Raw genomic sequence first — 20,097 nt, 5'->3', positions numbered from 1 at the left:
GCGGGGCAATCCAGATTAATCGGAAGCGTGCCTTCCGCCCTGTCCATTTCAACGCTCCCAACGCGTTGCTTCCCGCCCAGCATTCAGCCAGCCCACTTTCTCCTTGCTCTTCTGACGATTTTACCGATATTATCCACGTAGCAATCTCCTCACATTTCCGGAGGGCGGCAATGACGAGTTCTCTTACTTACCTCTCGCGCACGTTTCTATTAACAGCAATTCTTGTTCTCGCATTCGTGACATCCGTGGCCGTAGCCGACTGCAATCCGCCAATCTTCACATCGGCGCCCGCGTTGTCGATTAACAAGAACCACTGCTCTGCCTATACATTCGATTTCAATGCCACCGAGGGCGGCAACGATCATCCCGCCGACCCGGTGACTTTCTCTACTACCGTTGGCACGATCAATCCCACGACTGGCCAACTCTCTGTGCCGACGATAATGACTTGCGGTTCGACCTCGGTTACTGTCACCGCGACCAATTCCTGCGACTCGACCGCCGATCATACTTTCGAAATCACGTGGACCAATTCCAAACCAAACTTGACCATGAATCTCCCGTCCTCTGGCCTCGTTTGTCCAGCCGGCAAGCAGGCAAGCTACGACTTCAATTCCGTCGATGCCGACCCCTGCGACGCTGCATACTGGACTATCACTGCTTCTGACGCCGTGGTCAATCCACCAACAATCGCCGGCACCGGCTTCTTCAAATGGCTCACCGACCCTTCCGAGGCAGGACTCACCAAGTCGTTTTATGCAACAATTACCGACCAATGCGGTGGGGCAGACACCGCGGCATTTTCTGTGCAGGTTCTCGATCATGTTCCCCAAGTCTTGGCTATTGAGAAGACGCATAGCGGTCAGCTTGGATCTGTTGAAGAGGTCAGCATCATCCGCAGGATCGGCTCCGCGCAAATCGGCAGCTTCGATTTTCTCATTGCATTCAACTCGCTACCATTGAATTTCATTTCCGCACAACCCGGTGATGCGCTCAATGCCTGCGGCTGGGAGTACTTCACTTATAAATACACCCCCACAAGTAACTCCTGTGGCTGGAACTGCGTTGAATCGCTCGTGCGTATCACTGCCATTGCCGACGTCAATGACATCGCCGGATCGCCTTCCTGCAGTCAGTTTGGCGAAAATGCCGAGCTTGTTAAATTGCGATTCTATATCGCAATCGACCCGAGTTTTGAGTGCTACTACCTCCCGGTACGATTTGCCTGGCTCGATTGCGGCGATAACTCGACGACGAACATCGCTGGGGATACTTCTTGGATTTCCAGCCGCGTGTTTGATTTCGAAAACGCCGACCCGTTGAACGACCCTAATTACGAAATGACCGACTCCGTTTGCAGTCCCGAAATCTCCTACGGCGGCGCATGTGCTGATTGCGATGACGCGCTACCTGGAGTTCGCGACATCTATTTTCAACATGGCGGCGTTGATTTGAGCTGTACCGAGCTTGATTTCGCCGGGGATGTCAACCTCAACGGAATTCCATACGAAATCGCCGATGCGTCACTATTAGCTGATTACTTCACCGGCGGTCTTGGTGTCTTCACAAAAAACACCGCAGCACAAGTCGCACAATCTGACGCCAATAATGACAGCTTCGTACTTACAACCGGCGATCTAGCCTATCTACTCCGTGTCATTGTGGGCGATGCCCTGCCATTCCCGAAACTTCATCCCTTCGCGGTCACTGCCCAAGTTGACGCACTCGGCGGCATTGTCACTATCGACAGCCCCGACCCAATCGCAGCAGTCCACATGACTTTTAGTTTGCCGGAAAAAATGTTCATCGACAACTACACTCAGCTTCAACTGAACTACGCCGTTCGCGACGGCAAATTGCACGTCCTGCTTTGGCCGGGAATCGAGCTCTTTGATGCCAGCATACCAGTCGGAGTCAACGAGATTATCAAGGTGCACGGCGCTACCCTCGACTCTATCGAAATTTCCGACTACCACGGCAATATGATGTCTTCAATGCTATCACGTCGAGCCCTGCCGACAGAATTCGCGCTCGCTCAGAATTTCCCCAACCCGTTTAATCCTGTAACTCGGATCAATATCAACTTGCCGGAGCTATCCGCTTGGTCTCTCGACATTTTCAACGTCACCGGCCAAGTCATCGAATCCTTCTCCGGCACCGGCATCGGGATCGTCGGCGTTGATTGGGACGCCCGCAGCTATCCCAGCGGCGTCTATTTCTACAAAGTCCAAGTCGGGTCGTGGACTGCTTCCAAGAAGATGCTCTTGCTGAAGTAGCAGCCGCGTAGGGCATAGCTCCGTCCCGACTATCATAGATTCTTATTGCCATTTTAGGGCCATTGGATTACCTTGCTATCACTCAAGGTATTTTCAAGGAGAAACCATGTCCAATCAAGTGCACCTCTCTCATACGAGTGCGAGGCCATTGAAGGACTTCACTGTGGTCCTTTTCTCGATTATTCTGATTTCATTGTTATCCTCATACTCATTGGTTCTCGGTAGTGACCTGCTCGGCAATGCGGAGGGAACCGCCAGCCAATCTCTCGATGCGCCGACACTTGTCAATTGTCCGCCTTCTCTTCTGTTTGGCTTCGTCTGCAATGACATAGAGTGGGATCTTGATGCGATCCCGACTCCCGGGTGCGAAACTCTAACTTGGTCGGCGGTTGCTGTCGATGTGCAGCCTGCCGGTGCATTCTCAATTGATGAGAACGGTGTGTTTACAGTAGCTTTCGATATTGTCGACGGTGGGAATCTTTTTCGATTCTTAATCATTGTCACCGACAACTGCGGAGCCGCCGATAGTTGCATCATAATGACGGAGCTTCTTTCCGGCGTACCCTCCTTGCTCAAAATCGCAAGCGTCAACGGCCAATATGGCGACCGCGTTGAAGTCCCAATAACCTATCATGGCGCTGAACTAATGCAGCGATTCGACTTCGCCATAAACTTCAATCCCGACATCCTGAACTTCTTGTCGGTCGACCTTGGAAGCAGCCTCGGATCGTCCGGCTGCCAGTGGGAGTACTTCAACTACAGCTATTCACTGGATGGTCCCCCTGTTGAATCAGGACCCACCGCAGTACTCAGAATCTCTGCAATTGCGGATATCAACAATGGGGAAATCTACCCTGCCTGTAACTACGTTTCCTCCGGCGATGCGCTTGTTACCATGAACTTCAGTATTGCACACAATCACTGGTACGATTGTCAATTCTTGCCAATCCGCTTTGTCTGGAACAACTGCCTCGACAATTCCATCAAAACACTTTATCCAGATATTCACAATACTTCCTGCCGCGTGTACGACTATGGAAACACCGATCCCATTGTCGATCCCAACTATGAGTTGACTAATATCGATTGCGACAATGAATGGCGCTTCGGCGGGTCGTGTGGTCAATGCGAAGGCGTGCCTGATCTATGGAATCGCAACTTCGTGAACTTCTGGAATGGCGGTATTGATCTCCTTTGTGCGGATTCATTTTGCGTCCGCGGCGATATGAACGTGAACCGAATTGCTTATGAAGTCGGCGATTTTGTCGTCTATTCAAACTACTTTCTCTATGGTCTGCCCGCATTGACTATCTTTCCGCCATTGCAAATCTGCGGAAGCGACATCAACGACGACGGCTATACATTAACTGTTGCAGATATCGTCCACATGATGCGAATCATGTCCGGGGAAATCATGCCTCTTGTACCGAAGTCGGCTCAGAGTGCTGTGGCTCTTCTCACTGTCGAGAACGGCACAATTGTCCTGAATTCCAACGCCGACATCGGCGGCATCCTCCTCGAACTGCAGAGCCCCGCATCGGAGCAGATCGTAATCAACAATCTGGCCGAGTTTGAAATGATGCAAGCGGCCAAGACCGACAACATCACCCGCGTGCTCCTTTTGCCGCGCTTAGGCAGCCGCGATGCGCAGCTCAATAGCGGCACGGTCGCCTTGCTGAATACTGCTCCCGGTACGAAAATCCTCAGCGCCGAGATTGCCGACTACTACGGAAATCCCATCGCCGTTGAGCTATCAAAATCGTCGCTTCCGACTGAATTCTCCCTTGATCAGAATACACCCAATCCGTTCAATCCCACGACCCGAATCAACATCAACTTGCCGACTCTATCGGATTGGATCTTGAGTATCATCAACGTTTCCGGCCAAGTCGTCGAAACCTTCACCGGCACCGGTATCGGTATCGTCGGCGTTGATTGGAACGCTCGCAGCTATCCCAGCGGCGTCTACTTCTATCGTGCCACGGTAGGGAACTACACCGAAACCAGAAAGATGGTATTGCTGAAATAGTTCAGACATAGGAGTCTGTTATGTTCACGATTCAAAAAACACTCGTGACGACCTTCATCCTGCTTGCGATCTTTACGACCTCACTATCCGCAGGCTATGAGGTCCGCATCCACGTCAACTATCCCCACGATGTCGTCTATGCCGGCTATCTAAACGATGTTGAGATCTGGATTGAAAATTCTACCCCGCTCTATATGATCAGACTTCCGCTTCTGTATTCATCCAATATCGGCGCGGTTGCCTGGCATTCGCCTTACGGCACAGTGCCGGCTTCGTCGCCCTATATTTCGATTGATGACGAAGAGTCCATCGGTATTTGGGAACTTCCCCCGGGATGGCAAGTCGATGCATCACAAATGCCTGCTGTCTCAAGTATTTGGGGAGCGGCAATGTCCGCCGAATACGCTTTACCGGACCACCAACAATTGACGCGCGTCCTTTCGCTGAAGTTGGATGCCACAAGCCTTGCTGTCGGCGACGGACCGTTCTGCGTCGACGATATCTTCATTCCCCCAGTCAGTAGACTCGAGTTCTGGACTGGCACCGAAACGTTTCGCCCCTCTTTCCACGAGTGCCCCAATTGCGATCCTTTATTGCCGGCAGTCTGCTTTGATGTCGTCGCACCGAACTGGGTCAAAGGCGATGCCAACGGCGATGGCAGATCCAATATCTCTGATTGCGTGTTCCTGATCCAGTACATCTTCCACTCAGGCGAAGCACCAAGTCCATTCCAAATGGGTGATGTTGACTGTAACGGCGATATAACCATGTCCGACCTCGTCAATATGGTGAGCTATATTTTCTCCGGCGGCACTGAACCCTGTTAAGCGCAAATCCACCCCAAACGCAAAGACGGCAGTTCCTCTCGGAACTGCCGTCTTCTTTATTAAAATGGAGCAGAGCGGGATCGAACCGCTGACCTGTACGTTGCGAACGTACCGCTCTCCCAACTGAGCTACTGCCCCAATACATTCCACTTCAACCCAGCTTAAGGCTGGCTTACTTCAGCCCCCTAAAATATACACTCAGACCGTTTCGTCAAGCCGATTATTTCTGCCTGCCCATCACCAATGAAAAAGGGCACGTTTCCACATGCCCTTCGTCAATCAGTTGTATAAGAAGACTACTTCTTCTTGCCGGCGCCCTTAAGCTTCGCCAGCGTCTCACCCTTCAACTGCGAACGGAACTGCACCTGCAGCTTCGACCAGAACGGGTACATGCTGCAATGATCTGCCTTGTCGCAGTCGCAGCCGCGATCGCCGCGGACACAAAGATTCAGGCCCAACGGACCGTCCATCGCTTCGATAACATCCAGCACGCTTACCTGCGTCGGCGTCTTAGCCAATTGATATCCGCCATGCACGCCCTGATATGACTTCAGAATCTGAGCGCGGGTTAGCTCCTTTAGGATTTTCGCCAGAAAGTCGCGAGGAATACTCTCGGTTTCAGCGATGACATTGATCGAGTTGCGTTTTTCATTAGGCTGACGCGCAATATGCAACACCGCTCTGAGCGCGTAGTCGGCTTTCCGTGAAATCTTCATTGCTCTTTTGTCTCCTCTTCGCATACCGCTGTTCACGCGGTTGCGTACTTATGTTACGTCCAAGCTTAGTTTACTTTTTCAATACTCGACCGCCGAGTCAACAAAACCAAAAGCGGTCTATAATTACTTCTACATACGAATAGAAATATAGTTTGTGCCAAAAGTAAATGGATTTTTTAGTAAATTTACCCCAATTGGCAAATATATTGGCACTCGTCTATGATTTATACCGTTCCTCTCCCGAAATAGCACCCCATAAGAACCTGTTGCATCTTTTCTCCCTGCGTATTAATTGCAGGGCAATTAATGAGGAGACAACAATTTGCGTATCGCCTTGGGACAAGTCAATCCAATCGTCGGTGCTTTCGCCGATAATCTCGATAAAATCACCGCCGGTGTCGAATCCGCCATTGCAAAGGGCTGCGACCTGGTCATGTTCCCTGAATTGACGCTTTGCGGCTATCCCCCTGAAGATCTCTTACTTAACCGTAGCTTCATCGAAGCCAACAAGACCTATCTTAAGAAGTTAATCTCCCGCGTCGGCAATATTGCCGTTATTTGCGGATTCGCTGGTTCGCAGGGCAATAGCGTCTACAATTCCGCGGCTGTGATCCAAAACCGCAAATTGTTGCTAACCTACAACAAAGTCGCCCTTCCCAACTACGGGGTATTCGATGAAAAACGCTATTTCCAGCCCGGCAGCGAAATGCCGTTGCTGCGTCTGCGCAATACCCTCATCGGAATCAACATCTGCGAAGATATCTGGCTTTGCCCCGGCATTACCGAACAGCAGGCTTCGTTCGGCGCTCGCGTTATCCTGAACATCTCAGCGTCGCCCTACCATATGCACAAGGCCGAAGAGCGTATCGAGATGCTCCGCGATCGCGCCATTCGCAATAACAGCCACGTCTTCTATGTCAATATGGTCGGTGGTCAGGATGAACTCATCTTCGACGGAGCTTCGCTCGGTATTGATCCCAAAGGCAAGGTCATTGCCCGCGCCGAGCAATTCGCTGAACAGCTGTTAATTGCAGATATCCCCGAAGCCCGCACCGCCAATAATCTTGCCTTCGAGTTGATCAAGCGCGCTGGTACCAACCCTGATCGCCAATTCCCGATCAAGTACGCCGAAATTTCCGATTCTAACCGCCGGAAACTGTCCCGTAAAGTCACAGCCCGGATTGCGCGGTTGCTACCGCTCGAAGAAGAAGTCTATCAGGGACTCGTGTTGGCCACCAGAGACTACGTGCTCAAGAACGGCTTCAAGCATACCGTGATCGGCATGTCGGGCGGAATCGATTCGGCTCTCACCGCCGCCGTCGCCGTTGAAGCCCTCGGCAAAGCCAACGTCCATTTGATTTTCATGCCGTCGCGCTTTACCTCTGAGTTATCCCATCGTGCAGCTATGAAACAAGCCCAACTCCTCGGCGTCAAAATGAGCGACTTGCCGATTGTTGACCTTTTCGAAGACTACGCCGAACTCATGAACCCCGTCTTCGGCGATTGCACTACCGGACTCCCCGGAGAGAATCTTCAAGCGCGCATCCGTGGCAATCTGCTAATGGCCTACTCCAACAAGTTCGGCGCCATTGTGCTCAATACCAGTAACAAATCCGAGGCCGCAGTCGGCTACACAACGCTCTACGGCGATATGGTTGGTGGATTCGCTGTCCTCAAAGACATCCCCAAGACCCTCGTCTACAAGATATCGAAACATCTCAATCGCTCTCGAAAGAGGGAAGTCGTCGCCCGCGAGATCATCAAACGTCCGCCGACTGCAGAACTCAAAGACAATCAGCTCGACACCGACTCGCTTCCACCGTACGAAGTGCTCGACGAAATCCTTCGCCTGTACGTCGAACTCGACACCGACGAACACGATATCGTCGCTTCAGGCTTTGACCCGGCAACCGTTCGCCGCGTCCTTCGCATGGTCGCCGCCTCCGAGTACAAGCGTCGCCAGTCGCCGCCCGGTGCGCGAATTACGCCTCGTTCATTCGGCAAGGATCGTCGCTGGCCGATTACCAACAAGTTCTAAGTTGACAAAATCAACGACTATTCTCTATAATCATCCCGGCGTCTGAGTCTTGATGTAACTCGGTCTATATATACCAACTTGCACGATCAACAACTTTCATAACCCATGGAGGAATACCAATGTTAAAGGAATTCAAAGAATTTGCCATGCGTGGCAATGTCGTCGACATGGCCGTCGGTATCGTAATCGGAGCCGCATTCGGCAAAATCGTCTCGTCACTTGTCGGTGATGTCATTATGCCGCCCATCGGCGTACTGCTCGGTGGCGTGGATTTCACCAATCTTGCGTTTACAGTGAAAGATGCCGTTGGTGACGCCCCTGCAGTAGTCATTTCTTACGGCAAGTTTATCCAAACGGTACTCGACTTCATCATTGTTGCCTTTGCGATATTCATTGTTGTCAAAGGGATGAACAGCCTCAAGAAGAAGAAAGAGGAAGCCCCTGCCGCACCGCCGGCTCCGACCAAGGAAGTCGTACTCCTGACCGAAATTCGCGACGCCCTGCAGAAACGCTAATCAGCATCATCTCTCATTCAGGATGCACAAAAAAATCGGAGACGGCTTAACAGCTCGTCTCCGATTCTTCTAACTTGTTTTTCGAACTACTCAATCAGTCTCTATCGACTCACTTTGCTCTTCTTGGCAAAATGCGCCAATGCCAGATCGTAGTTTCGGATGTGATGCGTAAACCATTCGGATAGCAGACCCTTGAGAGCCTCTGGGGTAATCCTCTCTCCTTGCACTTGTCGCTCGAAAAGATCAACTACTCTCTTGCTAAACTCCTGATGCTCCCGCAAGTGTTCGGGATAACCCGGATAGAGTAGTTCTTCCATTAACTGCTCTTCTGCTGCGAAATGCTTGCTCGCGTACTTAATTAACTTCGCTGCTAATCGCTGGCACTCTTCTTGGTCGATACCATTAGCAATCAACTCGTAGAGCCGGTTTGTCTGCTCTATGAGATACATGTGTTGATGATCTATTTGGTCATCGCCTGTCCTCAAATCTTCGTTCCAAGTAATCAGCATCCGGTAGGTTCTTTCTTCAATTCTCTCAAGATGTTAATCAGAGATGTTTGTCTACATTATATTAATCGGCATCGGAATCATCAGTTGTTAACGCTCAGGAAGTATTCTTGAAGATTTCTTTGATTAGCAGCTACTAACTTTCTCATGTGGAAGAGCTATCAATTTCCCCCTTCCCGCAGTAGGGAAGGGGGAAAACGCGCTAACAGCATGCGAGTTACTTCTTTTTCTCGATCTCTTTCTTCAGCTTCGCCATTTCCTCACGAAGCTCCTTCATCTCTTTGTCCTTCGCCTGAAGCTGCGAATACAGCTCCTTGATCGCCGCCAAGGCTATACCCGACGGATCAATCGTCGAAATCGACTTGTCGTCAGCGCCGACGCCAAACGTCTTCTTGAAATCTTGCGCCGTCGGCCCGATATGTTGGGCATCATCGTCGCCCTTGTAGTTCCACTTGGTGATCTCAAGATCAGATATCTTCTCAAGAATCTCTTCGCCGTTAACCTGCTCAAAGTTCTCTTTGGAGTTTTTATCTGACGCATTCACCCAGTTGGCGCCGTCGCAATACGCACCGCCAACAACATCAATGTGATGCGATGGTGTCATTCCGATTCCAATCATTTGCTCAAAGTATCCCGTGCCTTCTGTCGACATTGAAGCCCGCAGATTCCCAAATTGGTCGCGAAGCTGAACGCCCGTTGACGACGATGCCGAAATGCGTGTTATGCCGTCATCTTCCACGTGAATATATGAGTCAATTAGGTTGCCAAATTGTACCGAAGTCGGCTTGTCGCCAGGACCGGTGCTGGCATGGGCAAGTGTCATTGATGATGAAAACGCATCCGTAGAAATGAGAGCCGTATTGACCGCCGGCCGGCCCATGCGGAAACTTGAAGTTTGCGGAAGTCCCGATAAACTCGACGGCGATGAGGTCGTTATCTCGGCGAAACCGTCACTGTTGACGTCGCCAAGTTGGAGTCTGCACTCTGACTGCCCGGCGCTCATTTCAAGCTTCGTGTCGCCATCCGCAATCGCCTTGTTAAGGCGGGCTTCAGTTGAGCTCGCCGTCGAAGTTACAGCAAATGTCGGAACGCTATCCTGATCCATCCGAATACTCGGACCCGTAGCGTCAACTCGAAATGCCAGTCCGGTACCCCACGTAAGCAGAGCGGTCGGAGCGCGCATCGAAACCCCGGCGCCATCGGAATCGGTTGTCGTCTGTACGACATTGTCTTGCGTTGGTATGTCGCCGTTTTCAAAATAGGTTTTCAGGGTAGCGCGCGATTCCTTGGCATCCATTGCACTGCCGCCATCAGGGTCGTTGTCCTTGTCGGTATCGACTTCCACAGTTGCGCCCGTGCCGGAAGAATCTGACACAGCGCGAAACTGACTTTTGGTCGGCTTGTCGCCAGTTTGAAAATACGACTTGAGAACCGAGCGGGGAACTAATGCATAATTCTCTGTCCCCACATCTGGCACACCGTCATCATCGACATCAACGGAGACTGCCGAACTTGTCATTGAGTTGTCGACCTTTTGCCAAATACTGCGATCGGCATGACCATCAGCATCGAGATCTGCTACCACGCCGACACTCGAACTCCCCCCGCTTAACTTATGTGTCATCCCGAGGACATAATACTTTCCATTCGAACCGCGGGCGGCAAAAGATGAACTTGTATCATCGGTTACCATTTCGCTCTCATTATCAGGAATACCCGAACCATCCGTAAAGCTCGCACAGCCGATGACGACATTGCCATTCATTGTTGCGGCAATGTTCGCGTTGCTCCTGCTGTCGCCATTCTGACTTGTTTCCATCGTCAAACGGGCTTCAAGTTCGTCAATTCTGGTGCGCATATTATTGATGACATTGGCGCTGCTTTGGGAAAGGGTGTGCACGGCAGAATCCGGTGAACAATGCACAGTCGACCGACTCTCTCCAGCCGAGTTTTCGGCATTTATCGTCAGCCCGCCGCCTAACGGTTGAAGACCCAATCCCGATGACACCGAACTGCTGATTACCGCGCCGCCGGAACCGGTCGAATCCACCAACGTCATACTGCTGCCGGCATCCGCGACTACAACATCCAAAAGCCCGTCGCGATCCAGATCGCCAACCACCATTCGCATTCCCAGCGGATTTGAAGGTTGCTGGATACCGATACCAAATCTCTTTACGCCACTTTGGCTCAATGATAGCTGCGACTCCAAATCGGAAGCGTCCAACGTGACACTCAACTCATCTGGTACATTTGTCGCAGTCAATCCTCCCGTTTTCGTTTCCAAATCTCCTGACAGGCGGCTCGAAGTCAGTGCGTAGGGCGAAGCAACCAACTCTGTTCGCGGCACAATCGGACTGCCGTTAACCGCGATCTCCAGATACCGCACTAATGGACTTCCGGGCAGGGAAGACGGCGGTGACAACACATCCGCGGAAATCGGAACCACAGTGCCCAATGCCACCGTGAAAAGTCCTTCCGTTACCGTGACGTTTGGATGAGTTTCACTCCAAATCGCCGCGCCACCTGTCGCCACATCGTAAATTCCGAAAGTAAGACTCACGACCCCATTGATCGGAGCATCGCCCGCACCAAGCAGATATCCCTGGTGACTCAATTTGGGCGGAGTGGCCGCATTCGCACTCACAGCTAGCATCAGCGCCAGCGCATTCGCAAGCACGGCGAACAGGAAGTAGTTACGTTGCATCTTCATCTCCTCACAGTGGGGAAGGGTGTTGGTGGTACTTTTTGACTCATTGAAGAAAGGGCTCACTTTGCAGTGAACCCTTCCAAATTCTCTCAAACGCAGATCTTAATTCTTCTTCTGCTCAAGTTCTTTGCGAAGCTTCTTCATCTCTTTCTGAAGCTCTTCTATTTGCGCGTCTTTCTGTTTCATCTCGTCTGAGAACTGCTTGTACAGCTCCTTGATCGCTGCCAGCGCGATTCCGGAAGGATCAATCGTGGAAATCGACTTGTCGTCGGCACCGACGCCAAACGTCTTCTTGAAGTCCTGCGCTGTCGGCCCAATGTGTTGGGCATCATCGTCGCCCTTGTAGTTCCACTTGGTGATTTCCAAATCAGAAATCTTCTCGAGAATCTCTTCGCCGTTGACTTGTTCAAAGTTCTCTTTAGAATTCTTATCTGAAGCATTCACCCAGTTGGTGCCGTCGCAATACGCGCCGCCGACCACATCGATGTGGTGCCCCGATCCCGCGACGCCAACACTCAGCGTGTTCGACAGGTACTGATTACCATTGCGATCGATAGTGCACGTGGCGACATTTGATGAACTTCTCATCTCCAAGCCGCTTGATGAGCTGGCTCGATAAGAGGTTATGCCGTCGTCCATCAGGTTCAGTTGGGAATCAATCAAATCCGAGAACATTGCAGCTGAACTTGATCCAGCACCGCCCTCATCGTGCAGCAGGGTTAATGACATCGAAGTTGCGTCTGACACGAATAGTCCTTCGTTAACGGCTGGTCGTCCCAAGCGAAATGACGACGAAGGCAGGGCTCCCAGACCAGAATTTTCGTCTACTGAGATATCAACCAATTCGTTGCCGCCGGCTGACAAATGGACACTTCCGAATTGATTGCCTACCTGGCCTTGCATCATTCCAAATCCGTTTGCACTCTTCAAAAGCATCCGCGTTGGAATCCACTGCTGTACCTACGTCGAATACTTGAGAAAACTCATGCTCCAATGAAATGCTTGGCCCCTCCGGTGCCACTCTCATGAATCCCTTCGACCTGCCCGTATCGCGATCCAGAACAAGCTTTGCGCCAGCACTGTCACAGGAAGTCTCAAAACTATTGCGGCTCGCGCCCGCTATATCGACCTTAAATCCTCTGACTTGGGCGAATTTATCGCTCGTAGTCACCTCTGCGGCGCACTCATCGTCACCGTCATCATCGATGTCGACGCTCATTCCCATGTCGCATCCGACTGCATTGTCTGCATCTTCAGCCTGCGCCGTAAATTTGATTGTTGCTTCGTCGTGTCCGTCTCCGTCGCCGTCAGCACTGACGTCGACATCGGCGCCGCCTTCGAAGGTCCTAGAGACCACCCTTGTATGAGCGTTGTTGGCTCCGGTCCCCTTGGTGTTGATTGCGTGCTTTGCGCCTGTCGCGTCACAACTCGAAGTCACGCTTCTGTCCATCAATCCATCATCGTCGGAGTCCATATCAAGAGCGTCCATAGCCGTAAGACTACTGCTTGAACCGGAGATCGTCCTGGCCAATTTGACGTTGACGGCATTTAGACCCTTCTTTTCCATCACCTGGCTCGCTCCGGAAGAATCACAACTCGAGATGACGCTGATCTCAGGATCGCCATCGCTATCGTCGTCGATGGTACAAGAAAGACGAGACACTAGTCCGCCGACAATCGGAATTGTAGAAATCGCGCTGCATGCCGCCGTCTTGTTAGCGTCCGCTCCCGTTCCCTTGGTCTTGATTGCGACTCTGTTGCCAGAATCATTCGAATGTAGCGCCACGCCATAATTCGGCACTCCATCACCATCGCTGTCGTCATCGAGGCAGCAGACATTCGAAAGTGACAACGATACAGTTCCGCCGCCTCCACCACTGCCGGTGCTTAAAGCGCGCAAACGATGCACCCCGCCTTCATCAATCGTAATGCTTCCGGAATCTTCATCAGAGGATATCGAGACTTCGCGTCTATTAACGGAACCTGCAAGTTCGGCACCCGCTTTGAACTTCGCCTTCTTCTTGCCGGATTCTTCCTTTGCTTGAACATCCACAGTCGCCGCGCTATCGGCATTGAACATATGCAACTCGCCCGGTGCGGTTACCAAATCTCCATCAACGCGGATTGTGGCCACCGAATAGGGCGTTGATACCAACTGAGTACGCGGCATGATCGGTGGCTGTCCCGAAAGTTGTACCTGCAGATAACGAAGTGATCCGCCACCACCGCCGCCGCCGCCGTGTCCTGCAAGAACATCTGCTGACAACGGTACAGTTCCTCCAAGTACGACTGAAAACAACCCGTCAGTGACAACAACCCCAACGTGATCTTCCATCCACAGTTGGGTCCCGCCGACCTCAGCGTCGTGAATTGAATAGATTATCGTAGACTCCATCCAAAGGATTGTCGGACGCGTCGAGAAGTCGTCCTTGATGCGTCAACAGTGGTGGAGCCGCGGCATTCAGTCCTGCGGAGGACGCGCAAACGAGAGCGAATAGGAAAATCCGTGAGAGGACTTTTGCGAAGCATACACTTCTCCTGAAATTGGTTGATTACGAGTTAGACTTGTATTTCTAAAGTTGATTCTACGTTGAGAGTAAGTATAGCTATTTACTCCATTATAGCAACTCAAAAATGAACATGACCGCTGTGCGCGGCACTAACAATCGCACGTTGACCTCGCGTCGTATCTGCCCGAAACAAGAAAAGCCCGTCATGCGACAGGCTTTTCTCGGGCCAAATTGGTATTGTTTCTATTTGTTCTTCTCTATTTTGCTCCGAAGTTTCTTTAACTCGAGCTGTAGTGCCTCCAGTTGCGCATCTCTTTCTTGTAGTCTGGCGCTTTGCTCTTTCTCGCGCTTTTGCATTTCGGAGAGCTGTGCATACAACTCCTTTAATTGCTGCCAGCGCGATGCCGGAAGGATCAATCGTCGATATCGACTTGTCGTCGGCGCCGACGCCGAATGTCTTCTTGAAGTCCTGCGCGGTCGGCCCAATGTGCTGGGCATCATCGTCGCCCTTGTAGTTCCACTTGGTGATTTCCAAATCAGAAATCTTCTCGAGAATCTCTTCGCCGTTGACTTGCTCAAAGTTCTCTTTCGAGTACTTGTCCGAAGCATTCACCCAGTTGGTGCCGTCGCAATACGCGCCGCCGACCACATCGATGTGATGCGTCGGGTCAACTCCGACTCCGACGCCGGAACCGAAGTAACCATTGCCGTCAGAACCCAGGTCCACCATTCTCAACGCAGAGCCATTGTTGATTACAATGTTCCCGTTGACATTACCGCCCTTACGGACTTTCATAGAGATGGATGCACTGTCCGTTGCCATCAACATGGTTGCAGTAGTGTCATCGGTTGATCCAATGACGCGGTTCTTTTCCGCTCCTGTGCCTTTGGTCTTGATTGCAACTGAACAAGTTGTCGGAGTAACAATCTGGTCAATCTCCTGTTCAGCTACGCCATCATCATCGCTGTCGTACCGCGAAGAAATAACTGCGCCACCCGGTATTACTCCTCCCAGAAGTGAGGCGCCTGAGCCAAGCACGACCTTTGCGTCGGAGATTCCATCACCGTCATCATCAGTGTCGAGCGAGAGCACCGACGATTCGTCGTCGCAGTCACCGCTTATTGTCTGTGTTCTCTGCGCGCTGGTGCCTTTAGTTTTGATCGCCAGGCTTGAGGTTGTCGGAGCGATGCGCTGTGAAATGGAACTCTCGGAAAGACCATCGCCGTCTTCATCCAGGGTGCTCACCGTTGAAATCTCTCCGACCTCGGTCGTTGAAGAGAGCTGAGCCGTACGATTGGCGTCTGCCCCCGTTCCCTTGGTCTTGATCGCCACTCCGCACGTTGTCGGTGTCACGCTCTGTGAGATGTCACCCTCCGGGACTCCATCATCGTCGCTGTCCGTGGACCAGCGACCCGTAGCGGCATAAGAAGCCGCAGCCGCGCCACCACCTCCGGACGCGAGAGCCGAAACGGAGCTTACTGCCTTTGCTTCGGAAACCCCGTCACCGTCGTCATCGATGTCCAGATAGTGCACTGCCAACGAATCGTCGCAATTGCTACCAGCCGTGCGATTCTTTTCCGCACCCGTTCCCTTAACCTTGATCGCGACACCGCTAGTCGTTGGAGTCACGATCTGTGAAATCTCGCTCTCCGGGTCGTTGTCACCATCGAGGTCGACAGTAGACATTGAGCTGACACCACTTCCAGGTGAAGCGCTTACCATAAGGTTAGCCGTTTTGTTCGCGTCGGCTCCAGTTCCCTTGGTCTTGATCGCCACATTTGAGGTCGTCGGTGTTACAAGCTGCGAAATTTCGCCCTCCGGGTCGTTGTCACCATCAAGGTCAACGCGGGACCTTATGCCGGCATTACCTCCAGGTGTGGCCGTCGCTGTGAGTGTAGCCGTTTTGTTTGCGTCAGCTCCCGTGCCCTTGGTCTTGATCGCCACCGAGGAGGTCGTCGGAGTGACCGTCATCGAAGCATCGTTGTCGTCGATTCCATCGTCGTCGCTATCACAGGACATACGGCTGGACGCGGTCATCGAACCCGACCCATTGGCAGACTTCACGCTGATAATTCCGCGACCCTCGGCAATCCCGTCGTCATCATCATCGAGTTCGAGCACTATGACTGCGGAGCTGTCATCACAAGTACTGCCGATCGAGCGGCCCTTGTCGGCGCCGGTTCCCTTGGTGTTGATGGCAACACTCGAAGTTGTTGGCGTGACTACTTGCGAAATGCGATTCTCGCCCATGTGAATTCCATGGATCATCTTGCGACTTCCGGAAAGATCGCCTTGATCATATACTGTGCTGTCCGGAGTAATTCTCATGGTAATCTGCGCGTCGGGTTGATCTATCGTAATGCTGCTCGCATCCAATAAGCTGTCCGTGGTTCGAATCCTGATTTCCCGACTGCTAAGTGCATCACTGACATTTATCTGGCCCGGCCCTGAATGAAAATCTCCGCTGACACGCTCTGTAGCCAGGGAAAACGGCGCCGACACCAACTGCGTGCGCGGCATGATCGGCGGCTGTCCGGAAAGCTGTACCTGCAAGTAACGGAGCGATCCGCCTCCACCACCGCCGCCGCCACCACTGCCGGCAACAATATCGGCGCTAAGCGGAACAACACTGCGCAGTTCCACCGAGAAGAGTCCGTCGGTAACAACGACTCCCACGTGGTCTTCCATCCACAGTTGCGTTCCGCCCACAGGTGCGTCATAAATCGAATACACAATCGTATAGACTCCGTTCAACGGCGTATCACTGGCATCCAGAAGTCGCCCCTGATGCGACAAAACCGCCGGCACAGCGAACGCAACCGCGGCCAGGGCCAGTACCAACAGCAAGGTGAACAACAATCGGCGGATTGGGGAATTAAGCATATGCTTCTCCTCTGACGTGAGAGTAATAGGTTTCACTTCAATTTTCACTTGAGGGATGTTCACTTATATCAAATGACACTTTCGACTCTTAATAAAACCGCCCGGTTTCAGCGCCAGAGCAGCGAGCCTGTCCATTGCAAACAGACTCGCTGCGATCTTGTGCTTTGGCTAATTGAAATACCCGTGCGCTCGCCTGCTTCGCTCTAATTCTTCTTCAATTCATCGCGAAGCTTGCTAAGTTCTTTTTTCAGTTCTTCAATCTGATTTGCATTCGCCTTGCGTAACTTGGCAATCTCCTCGTCTCTCTGCTTCAGCTGCGAGTACAACTCCTTGATTGCAGCCAGCGCAATGCCGGAAGGATCAATCGTCGAGATCGACTTGTCGTCAGCGCCAACGCCGAATGTCTTCTTGAAGTCCTGCGCCGTCGGTCCGATATGCTGGGCATCATCGTCACCCTTGTAGTTCCACTTGGTGATTTCCAGATCAGAGATCTTTTCGAGAATCTCTTCGCCGTTTACTTGCTCAAAGTTTTCTTTCGAATTCTTATCCGAAGCATTCACCCAGTTCGTGCCGTCACAATACGCGCCGCCGACAACATCGATGTGATGCGTGCCACCTGGGGTACCGACACTCAGGTTACTCGCAAGGAACAAATTGCCATCGCGATCCATGTCTGCCACGACGATGTTGGAAGTACTGCGTAAGACTGAGCCGTTGCCATTCATCACATGAAAAACAGATGAGCCATCGGAAAGCGAAATTGCCGGACCGGTGCCATCAACCTCGAAAGTCACTGAAGAAACAGTGCTTGTGCCGGGAGCAGTGCCGGTAAGTTGCCCTCTTGCTGAAGATCCGTCGCAGCTCAACTGGCTGCTGAATTCAGAAATGCCATCGCCATCATCATCAGTATCAAGCGAGAGCACCGACGATTGATCGTCGCAGTCACCGCTTATTGATTGAGTTCTCTGCGCGCTGGTACCTTTGGTTTTGATCGCCAGGCTCGACTTGGTCGGCGTCAGATGCTGTGAAATCTCGCTCTCCGGTACTGTGTCGCCGTCATCGTCAATGGAGTTGACGCTGCTTAGTTCGTCTGGTGTGACGCCATTTTGGATTGCCAAAACGCGATTTGGATCGGCGCCTGTGCCCTTGGTCTTGATCGCCACACCAGCGGTCGTCGGAGTTACTATCTGGTCAATCTCCGACTCCGGGACCGTGTCTCCATCAGAGTCAGAATCAAGTCTGATTCTGGAAGATTGCTTTCCAACGGTGAAATTCGTGCTGATGCGCGCTGGCGTAGAATCAATCGTTAACTTCAATGAGGCTCCTGCCGTATCGCAAACTTCTTCAGTCTTAGTGGTGTCGCCATTCGGATTGATTGTGCGCTTGCCGCTGGCTGAGCCGGTCTTTCCTTGTCTGGCGGAGTAGGTTACCGTTCTCAACTCGCTGCCTTCCGAGATAGTATTCTCGTGGACAATCGAATCTGCAGTGCAGCGAAGATCGCTTACGCCATCTTGGCCGCTCGAACCGAGATTGTGTACTTGTAGCTTCCTTCGAGCACCATTCGTAACGCTAACGACTTCGTCATCCTGCGAACGTGAACCATCCAGCGTAAATGCTGCTGTGCGTTTAGTTCTGCCGGTCGAACCTTGTTTAGCCGTGTATGATGACATAAGTGTGCCGCCACTCACTACCGTTTGGTCTGTCAAGATCGAGTCTGCTGTAATGCGGTCCAATGTTCCATTCTCTTGGGCGCTCGAGCCGATATTGCTGACGCGTAGATTGCGTTCTGTGCCGCCGTCATCGCAGTCTTCGGTTTCGGAAACGGTGCCTCCGCCCGGAACCACAAACAATGACTGTTTGGCTTTTCCTGACTTACCGGTCGTAGCCCTGTATAACATCACGTCGGCGCGACCATCGGAAATCTGTTCGAGAAAGACTATCGAATCCGGATCACAGTAAATGCTGGAAGAACTCACGTCCCCGCCAACTCCCATACTGCTCATTCTCATTTCAGCCGCATCGTTGCAATCTTCGACCATCGCAGACACAAAGCCGCCGCTGCTATGCATCATCCTTCTGGTAGCTCCCGTCTTTCCTGCCTTGGCACGGTAGCTCGAAACTAACGAGCCGCCTTCCGAAGCACTTAAATCAAACACGGTCGAATCCGGTCCACAGCGCATATCAAGTTGCCCGTCGGCATCAATATCACCCAAAGCGATGCTCGAGATATCACCAGTGACTGCCATGGCTACTCTTCCTGTAACCGGTGTCCCCGGCGGAAGACCATTTAATCTAATGACGTTGATGCTATCCGCGCCAACGCTGGAAGCGGCGGAAATATCGCCTCGCCAAGGATCATTGCAGCCTGGACAGCGTGTCTTGAACCCACTGGGAAACGTCTCGATATCACCTGACACACTATGCGAAGCCACCGCGTAGGGAGCTGCGACTAACTGCGTCCGCGGCATGATCGGAGGTTGACCGGAAATCTGTACCTGCAAATAGCGGAGCAAACCTCCTCCACCGCCACCGCCGTGTCCAGTTAGAATATCAGAAGTCAATGGCACGCTACTTCCCAATTGGACCGAAAACAATCCGTCAGTAACAACAACACCGACGTGATCTTCCATCCACAATTGGGTTCCGCCAACTTCAGCATCGTGAATAGAGTAAACGATTGTGAACACGCCATTCATCGGAGCGTCCGAAGCGTCAAGGAGCCTGCCTTGATGCGACAACACCAGCGGTACTGCCACAGCATGACTCGCGAAGGACGCGCAAACGAATGCGAATAGGAAAATCCGTGAGAGGACATTGCGAAGCATACACTTCTCCTGCGAATAGTGTTAGAGTCTGTGCAATTTCAGAGTTAGTTCAGATAAGTCTATGGCTCTCGCCACAACTAAATATACCGCTCCGGTATATTTTATCAATAATAATCCTAATCAAAGCCTAACATTTCTCTCCGTTTACTGATGCTCTGCGGAACCAAGACTACAACAGGGGGGAACAAAGGAGGTCCGAATGCCACAATTTCTATCGGAATTTCTGACCGGTTCGCTAAGACTCAAATCTTCAACTAGTTA

At 51.9% G+C, this 20,097-nt stretch carries 12 protein-coding genes and 1 tRNA gene; 5 read left to right on the top strand and 8 right to left on the bottom strand.

The features are described 5' to 3' along the window. Window positions 1–170 precede the first annotated feature (170 nt). The 3 genes from IPH59_14215 to IPH59_14205 all read left to right on the top strand — a co-directional run bounded on the left by IPH59_14215 (window position 171) and on the right by IPH59_14205 (window position 5,132). A complete protein-coding gene (locus IPH59_14215; GenBank protein MBK7092850.1) occupies window positions 171–2,276 on the top strand; it encodes a T9SS type A sorting domain-containing protein in 2,106 nt (701 codons plus the stop codon). A gap of 106 nt (window positions 2,277–2,382) precedes the next feature. Beyond that, complete coding sequence (locus tag IPH59_14210; protein MBK7092849.1) at window positions 2,383–4,305, top strand: T9SS type A sorting domain-containing protein; 1,923 nt, start codon at window positions 2,383–2,385, stop codon at window positions 4,303–4,305. 20 nt (window positions 4,306–4,325) lie between these two features. Next, window positions 4,326–5,132 carry a dockerin type I repeat-containing protein gene (locus IPH59_14205; GenBank protein ID MBK7092848.1) on the top strand — a complete coding sequence of 269 codons (807 nt, stop codon included), beginning with the start codon at window positions 4,326–4,328 and terminating at the stop codon, window positions 5,130–5,132. A 65-nt stretch (window positions 5,133–5,197) separates the two neighbouring features. On the opposite strand, the gene IPH59_14200 is transcribed toward IPH59_14205, so the two are convergent. Next, a tRNA-Ala gene (locus IPH59_14200) sits at window positions 5,198–5,270 on the bottom strand. A gap of 158 nt (window positions 5,271–5,428) precedes the next feature. Beyond that, complete coding sequence (locus IPH59_14195) at window positions 5,429–5,848, bottom strand: Rrf2 family transcriptional regulator (protein ID MBK7092847.1); 420 nt, start codon at window positions 5,846–5,848, stop codon at window positions 5,429–5,431. A gap of 322 nt (window positions 5,849–6,170) precedes the next feature. On the opposite strand from IPH59_14195, the gene IPH59_14190 reads away from it, so the two are divergent. Together IPH59_14190 and mscL are read left to right on the top strand one after the other, a co-directional pair. Continuing rightward, a complete protein-coding gene (locus IPH59_14190) occupies window positions 6,171–7,886 on the top strand; it encodes an NAD+ synthase (protein ID MBK7092846.1) in 1,716 nt (571 codons plus the stop codon). A 119-nt stretch (window positions 7,887–8,005) separates the two neighbouring features. Next, entirely contained in the window at window positions 8,006–8,401 is a 396-nt protein-coding gene (gene mscL, locus IPH59_14185) for a large-conductance mechanosensitive channel protein MscL (GenBank protein ID MBK7092845.1), read from the top strand. 101 nt (window positions 8,402–8,502) lie between these two features. Here the strand turns inward: mscL and IPH59_14180 are convergent, their stop codons facing one another. The 6 genes from IPH59_14180 to IPH59_14155 form a co-directional block, all read right to left on the bottom strand. Continuing rightward, on the bottom strand, window positions 8,503–8,910 hold the full coding sequence (locus IPH59_14180; protein MBK7092844.1) for a hemerythrin family protein: 408 nt from the start codon (window positions 8,908–8,910) through the stop codon (window positions 8,503–8,505). Between the two features lie 214 nt (window positions 8,911–9,124). Continuing rightward, the gene (locus IPH59_14175; protein ID MBK7092843.1) at window positions 9,125–11,614 is read right to left on the bottom strand and encodes a tail fiber domain-containing protein; all 2,490 of its coding nucleotides are present in this window, start codon (window positions 11,612–11,614) and stop codon (window positions 9,125–9,127) included. A 105-nt stretch (window positions 11,615–11,719) separates the two neighbouring features. Continuing rightward, window positions 11,720–12,481 (bottom strand): tail fiber domain-containing protein, encoded by a 762-nt coding sequence (locus tag IPH59_14170; GenBank protein ID MBK7092842.1) that lies wholly within the window; start codon window positions 12,479–12,481, stop codon window positions 11,720–11,722. Then, window positions 12,453–14,012 carry a hypothetical protein gene (locus IPH59_14165; GenBank protein ID MBK7092841.1) on the bottom strand — a complete coding sequence of 520 codons (1,560 nt, stop codon included), beginning with the start codon at window positions 14,010–14,012 and terminating at the stop codon, window positions 12,453–12,455. The genes IPH59_14170 and IPH59_14165 overlap by 29 nt, the downstream gene beginning before the upstream one ends. A 233-nt stretch (window positions 14,013–14,245) precedes the next feature. Further along, window positions 14,246–17,011, bottom strand: coding sequence for a tail fiber domain-containing protein (locus IPH59_14160; GenBank protein ID MBK7092840.1), 2,766 nt, complete (start codon window positions 17,009–17,011; stop codon window positions 14,246–14,248). Between the two features lie 203 nt (window positions 17,012–17,214). Next, a complete protein-coding gene (locus IPH59_14155; GenBank protein MBK7092839.1) occupies window positions 17,215–19,836 on the bottom strand; it encodes a tail fiber domain-containing protein in 2,622 nt (873 codons plus the stop codon). Between the last annotated feature and the right edge of the window lie 261 nt (window positions 19,837–20,097).

The organism is bacterium (assembly GCA_016708315.1).
Taxonomy (GTDB): Bacteria; Zixibacteria; MSB-5A5; order CAIYYT01; family CAIYYT01; genus JADJGC01.
This window is presented reverse-complemented; position numbering and strand designations above follow the sequence as displayed.

Excerpts from the sequence above, each read along its gene's own strand:
- IPH59_14210 (MBK7092849.1), top strand. The coding sequence starts at position 2,383 with ATGTCCAATCAAGTGCACCTCTCTCATACGAGTGCGAGGCCATTGAAG.
- IPH59_14165 (MBK7092841.1), bottom strand. The coding sequence starts at position 14,012 with ATGGAGTCTACGATAATCTATTCAATTCACGACGCTGAGGTCGGCGGG.
- IPH59_14205 (MBK7092848.1), top strand. The coding sequence starts at position 4,326 with ATGTTCACGATTCAAAAAACACTCGTGACGACCTTCATCCTGCTTGCG.
- IPH59_14175 (MBK7092843.1), bottom strand. The coding sequence starts at position 11,614 with ATGCAACGTAACTACTTCCTGTTCGCCGTGCTTGCGAATGCGCTGGCG.
- IPH59_14160 (MBK7092840.1), bottom strand. The coding sequence starts at position 17,011 with ATGCTTAATTCCCCAATCCGCCGATTGTTGTTCACCTTGCTGTTGGTA.
- IPH59_14155 (MBK7092839.1), bottom strand. The coding sequence starts at position 19,836 with ATGCTTCGCAATGTCCTCTCACGGATTTTCCTATTCGCATTCGTTTGC.
- IPH59_14195 (MBK7092847.1), bottom strand. The coding sequence starts at position 5,848 with ATGAAGATTTCACGGAAAGCCGACTACGCGCTCAGAGCGGTGTTGCAT.
- mscL (MBK7092845.1), top strand. The coding sequence starts at position 8,006 with ATGTTAAAGGAATTCAAAGAATTTGCCATGCGTGGCAATGTCGTCGAC.
- IPH59_14215 (MBK7092850.1), top strand. The coding sequence starts at position 171 with ATGACGAGTTCTCTTACTTACCTCTCGCGCACGTTTCTATTAACAGCA.
- IPH59_14180 (MBK7092844.1), bottom strand. The coding sequence starts at position 8,910 with ATGCTGATTACTTGGAACGAAGATTTGAGGACAGGCGATGACCAAATA.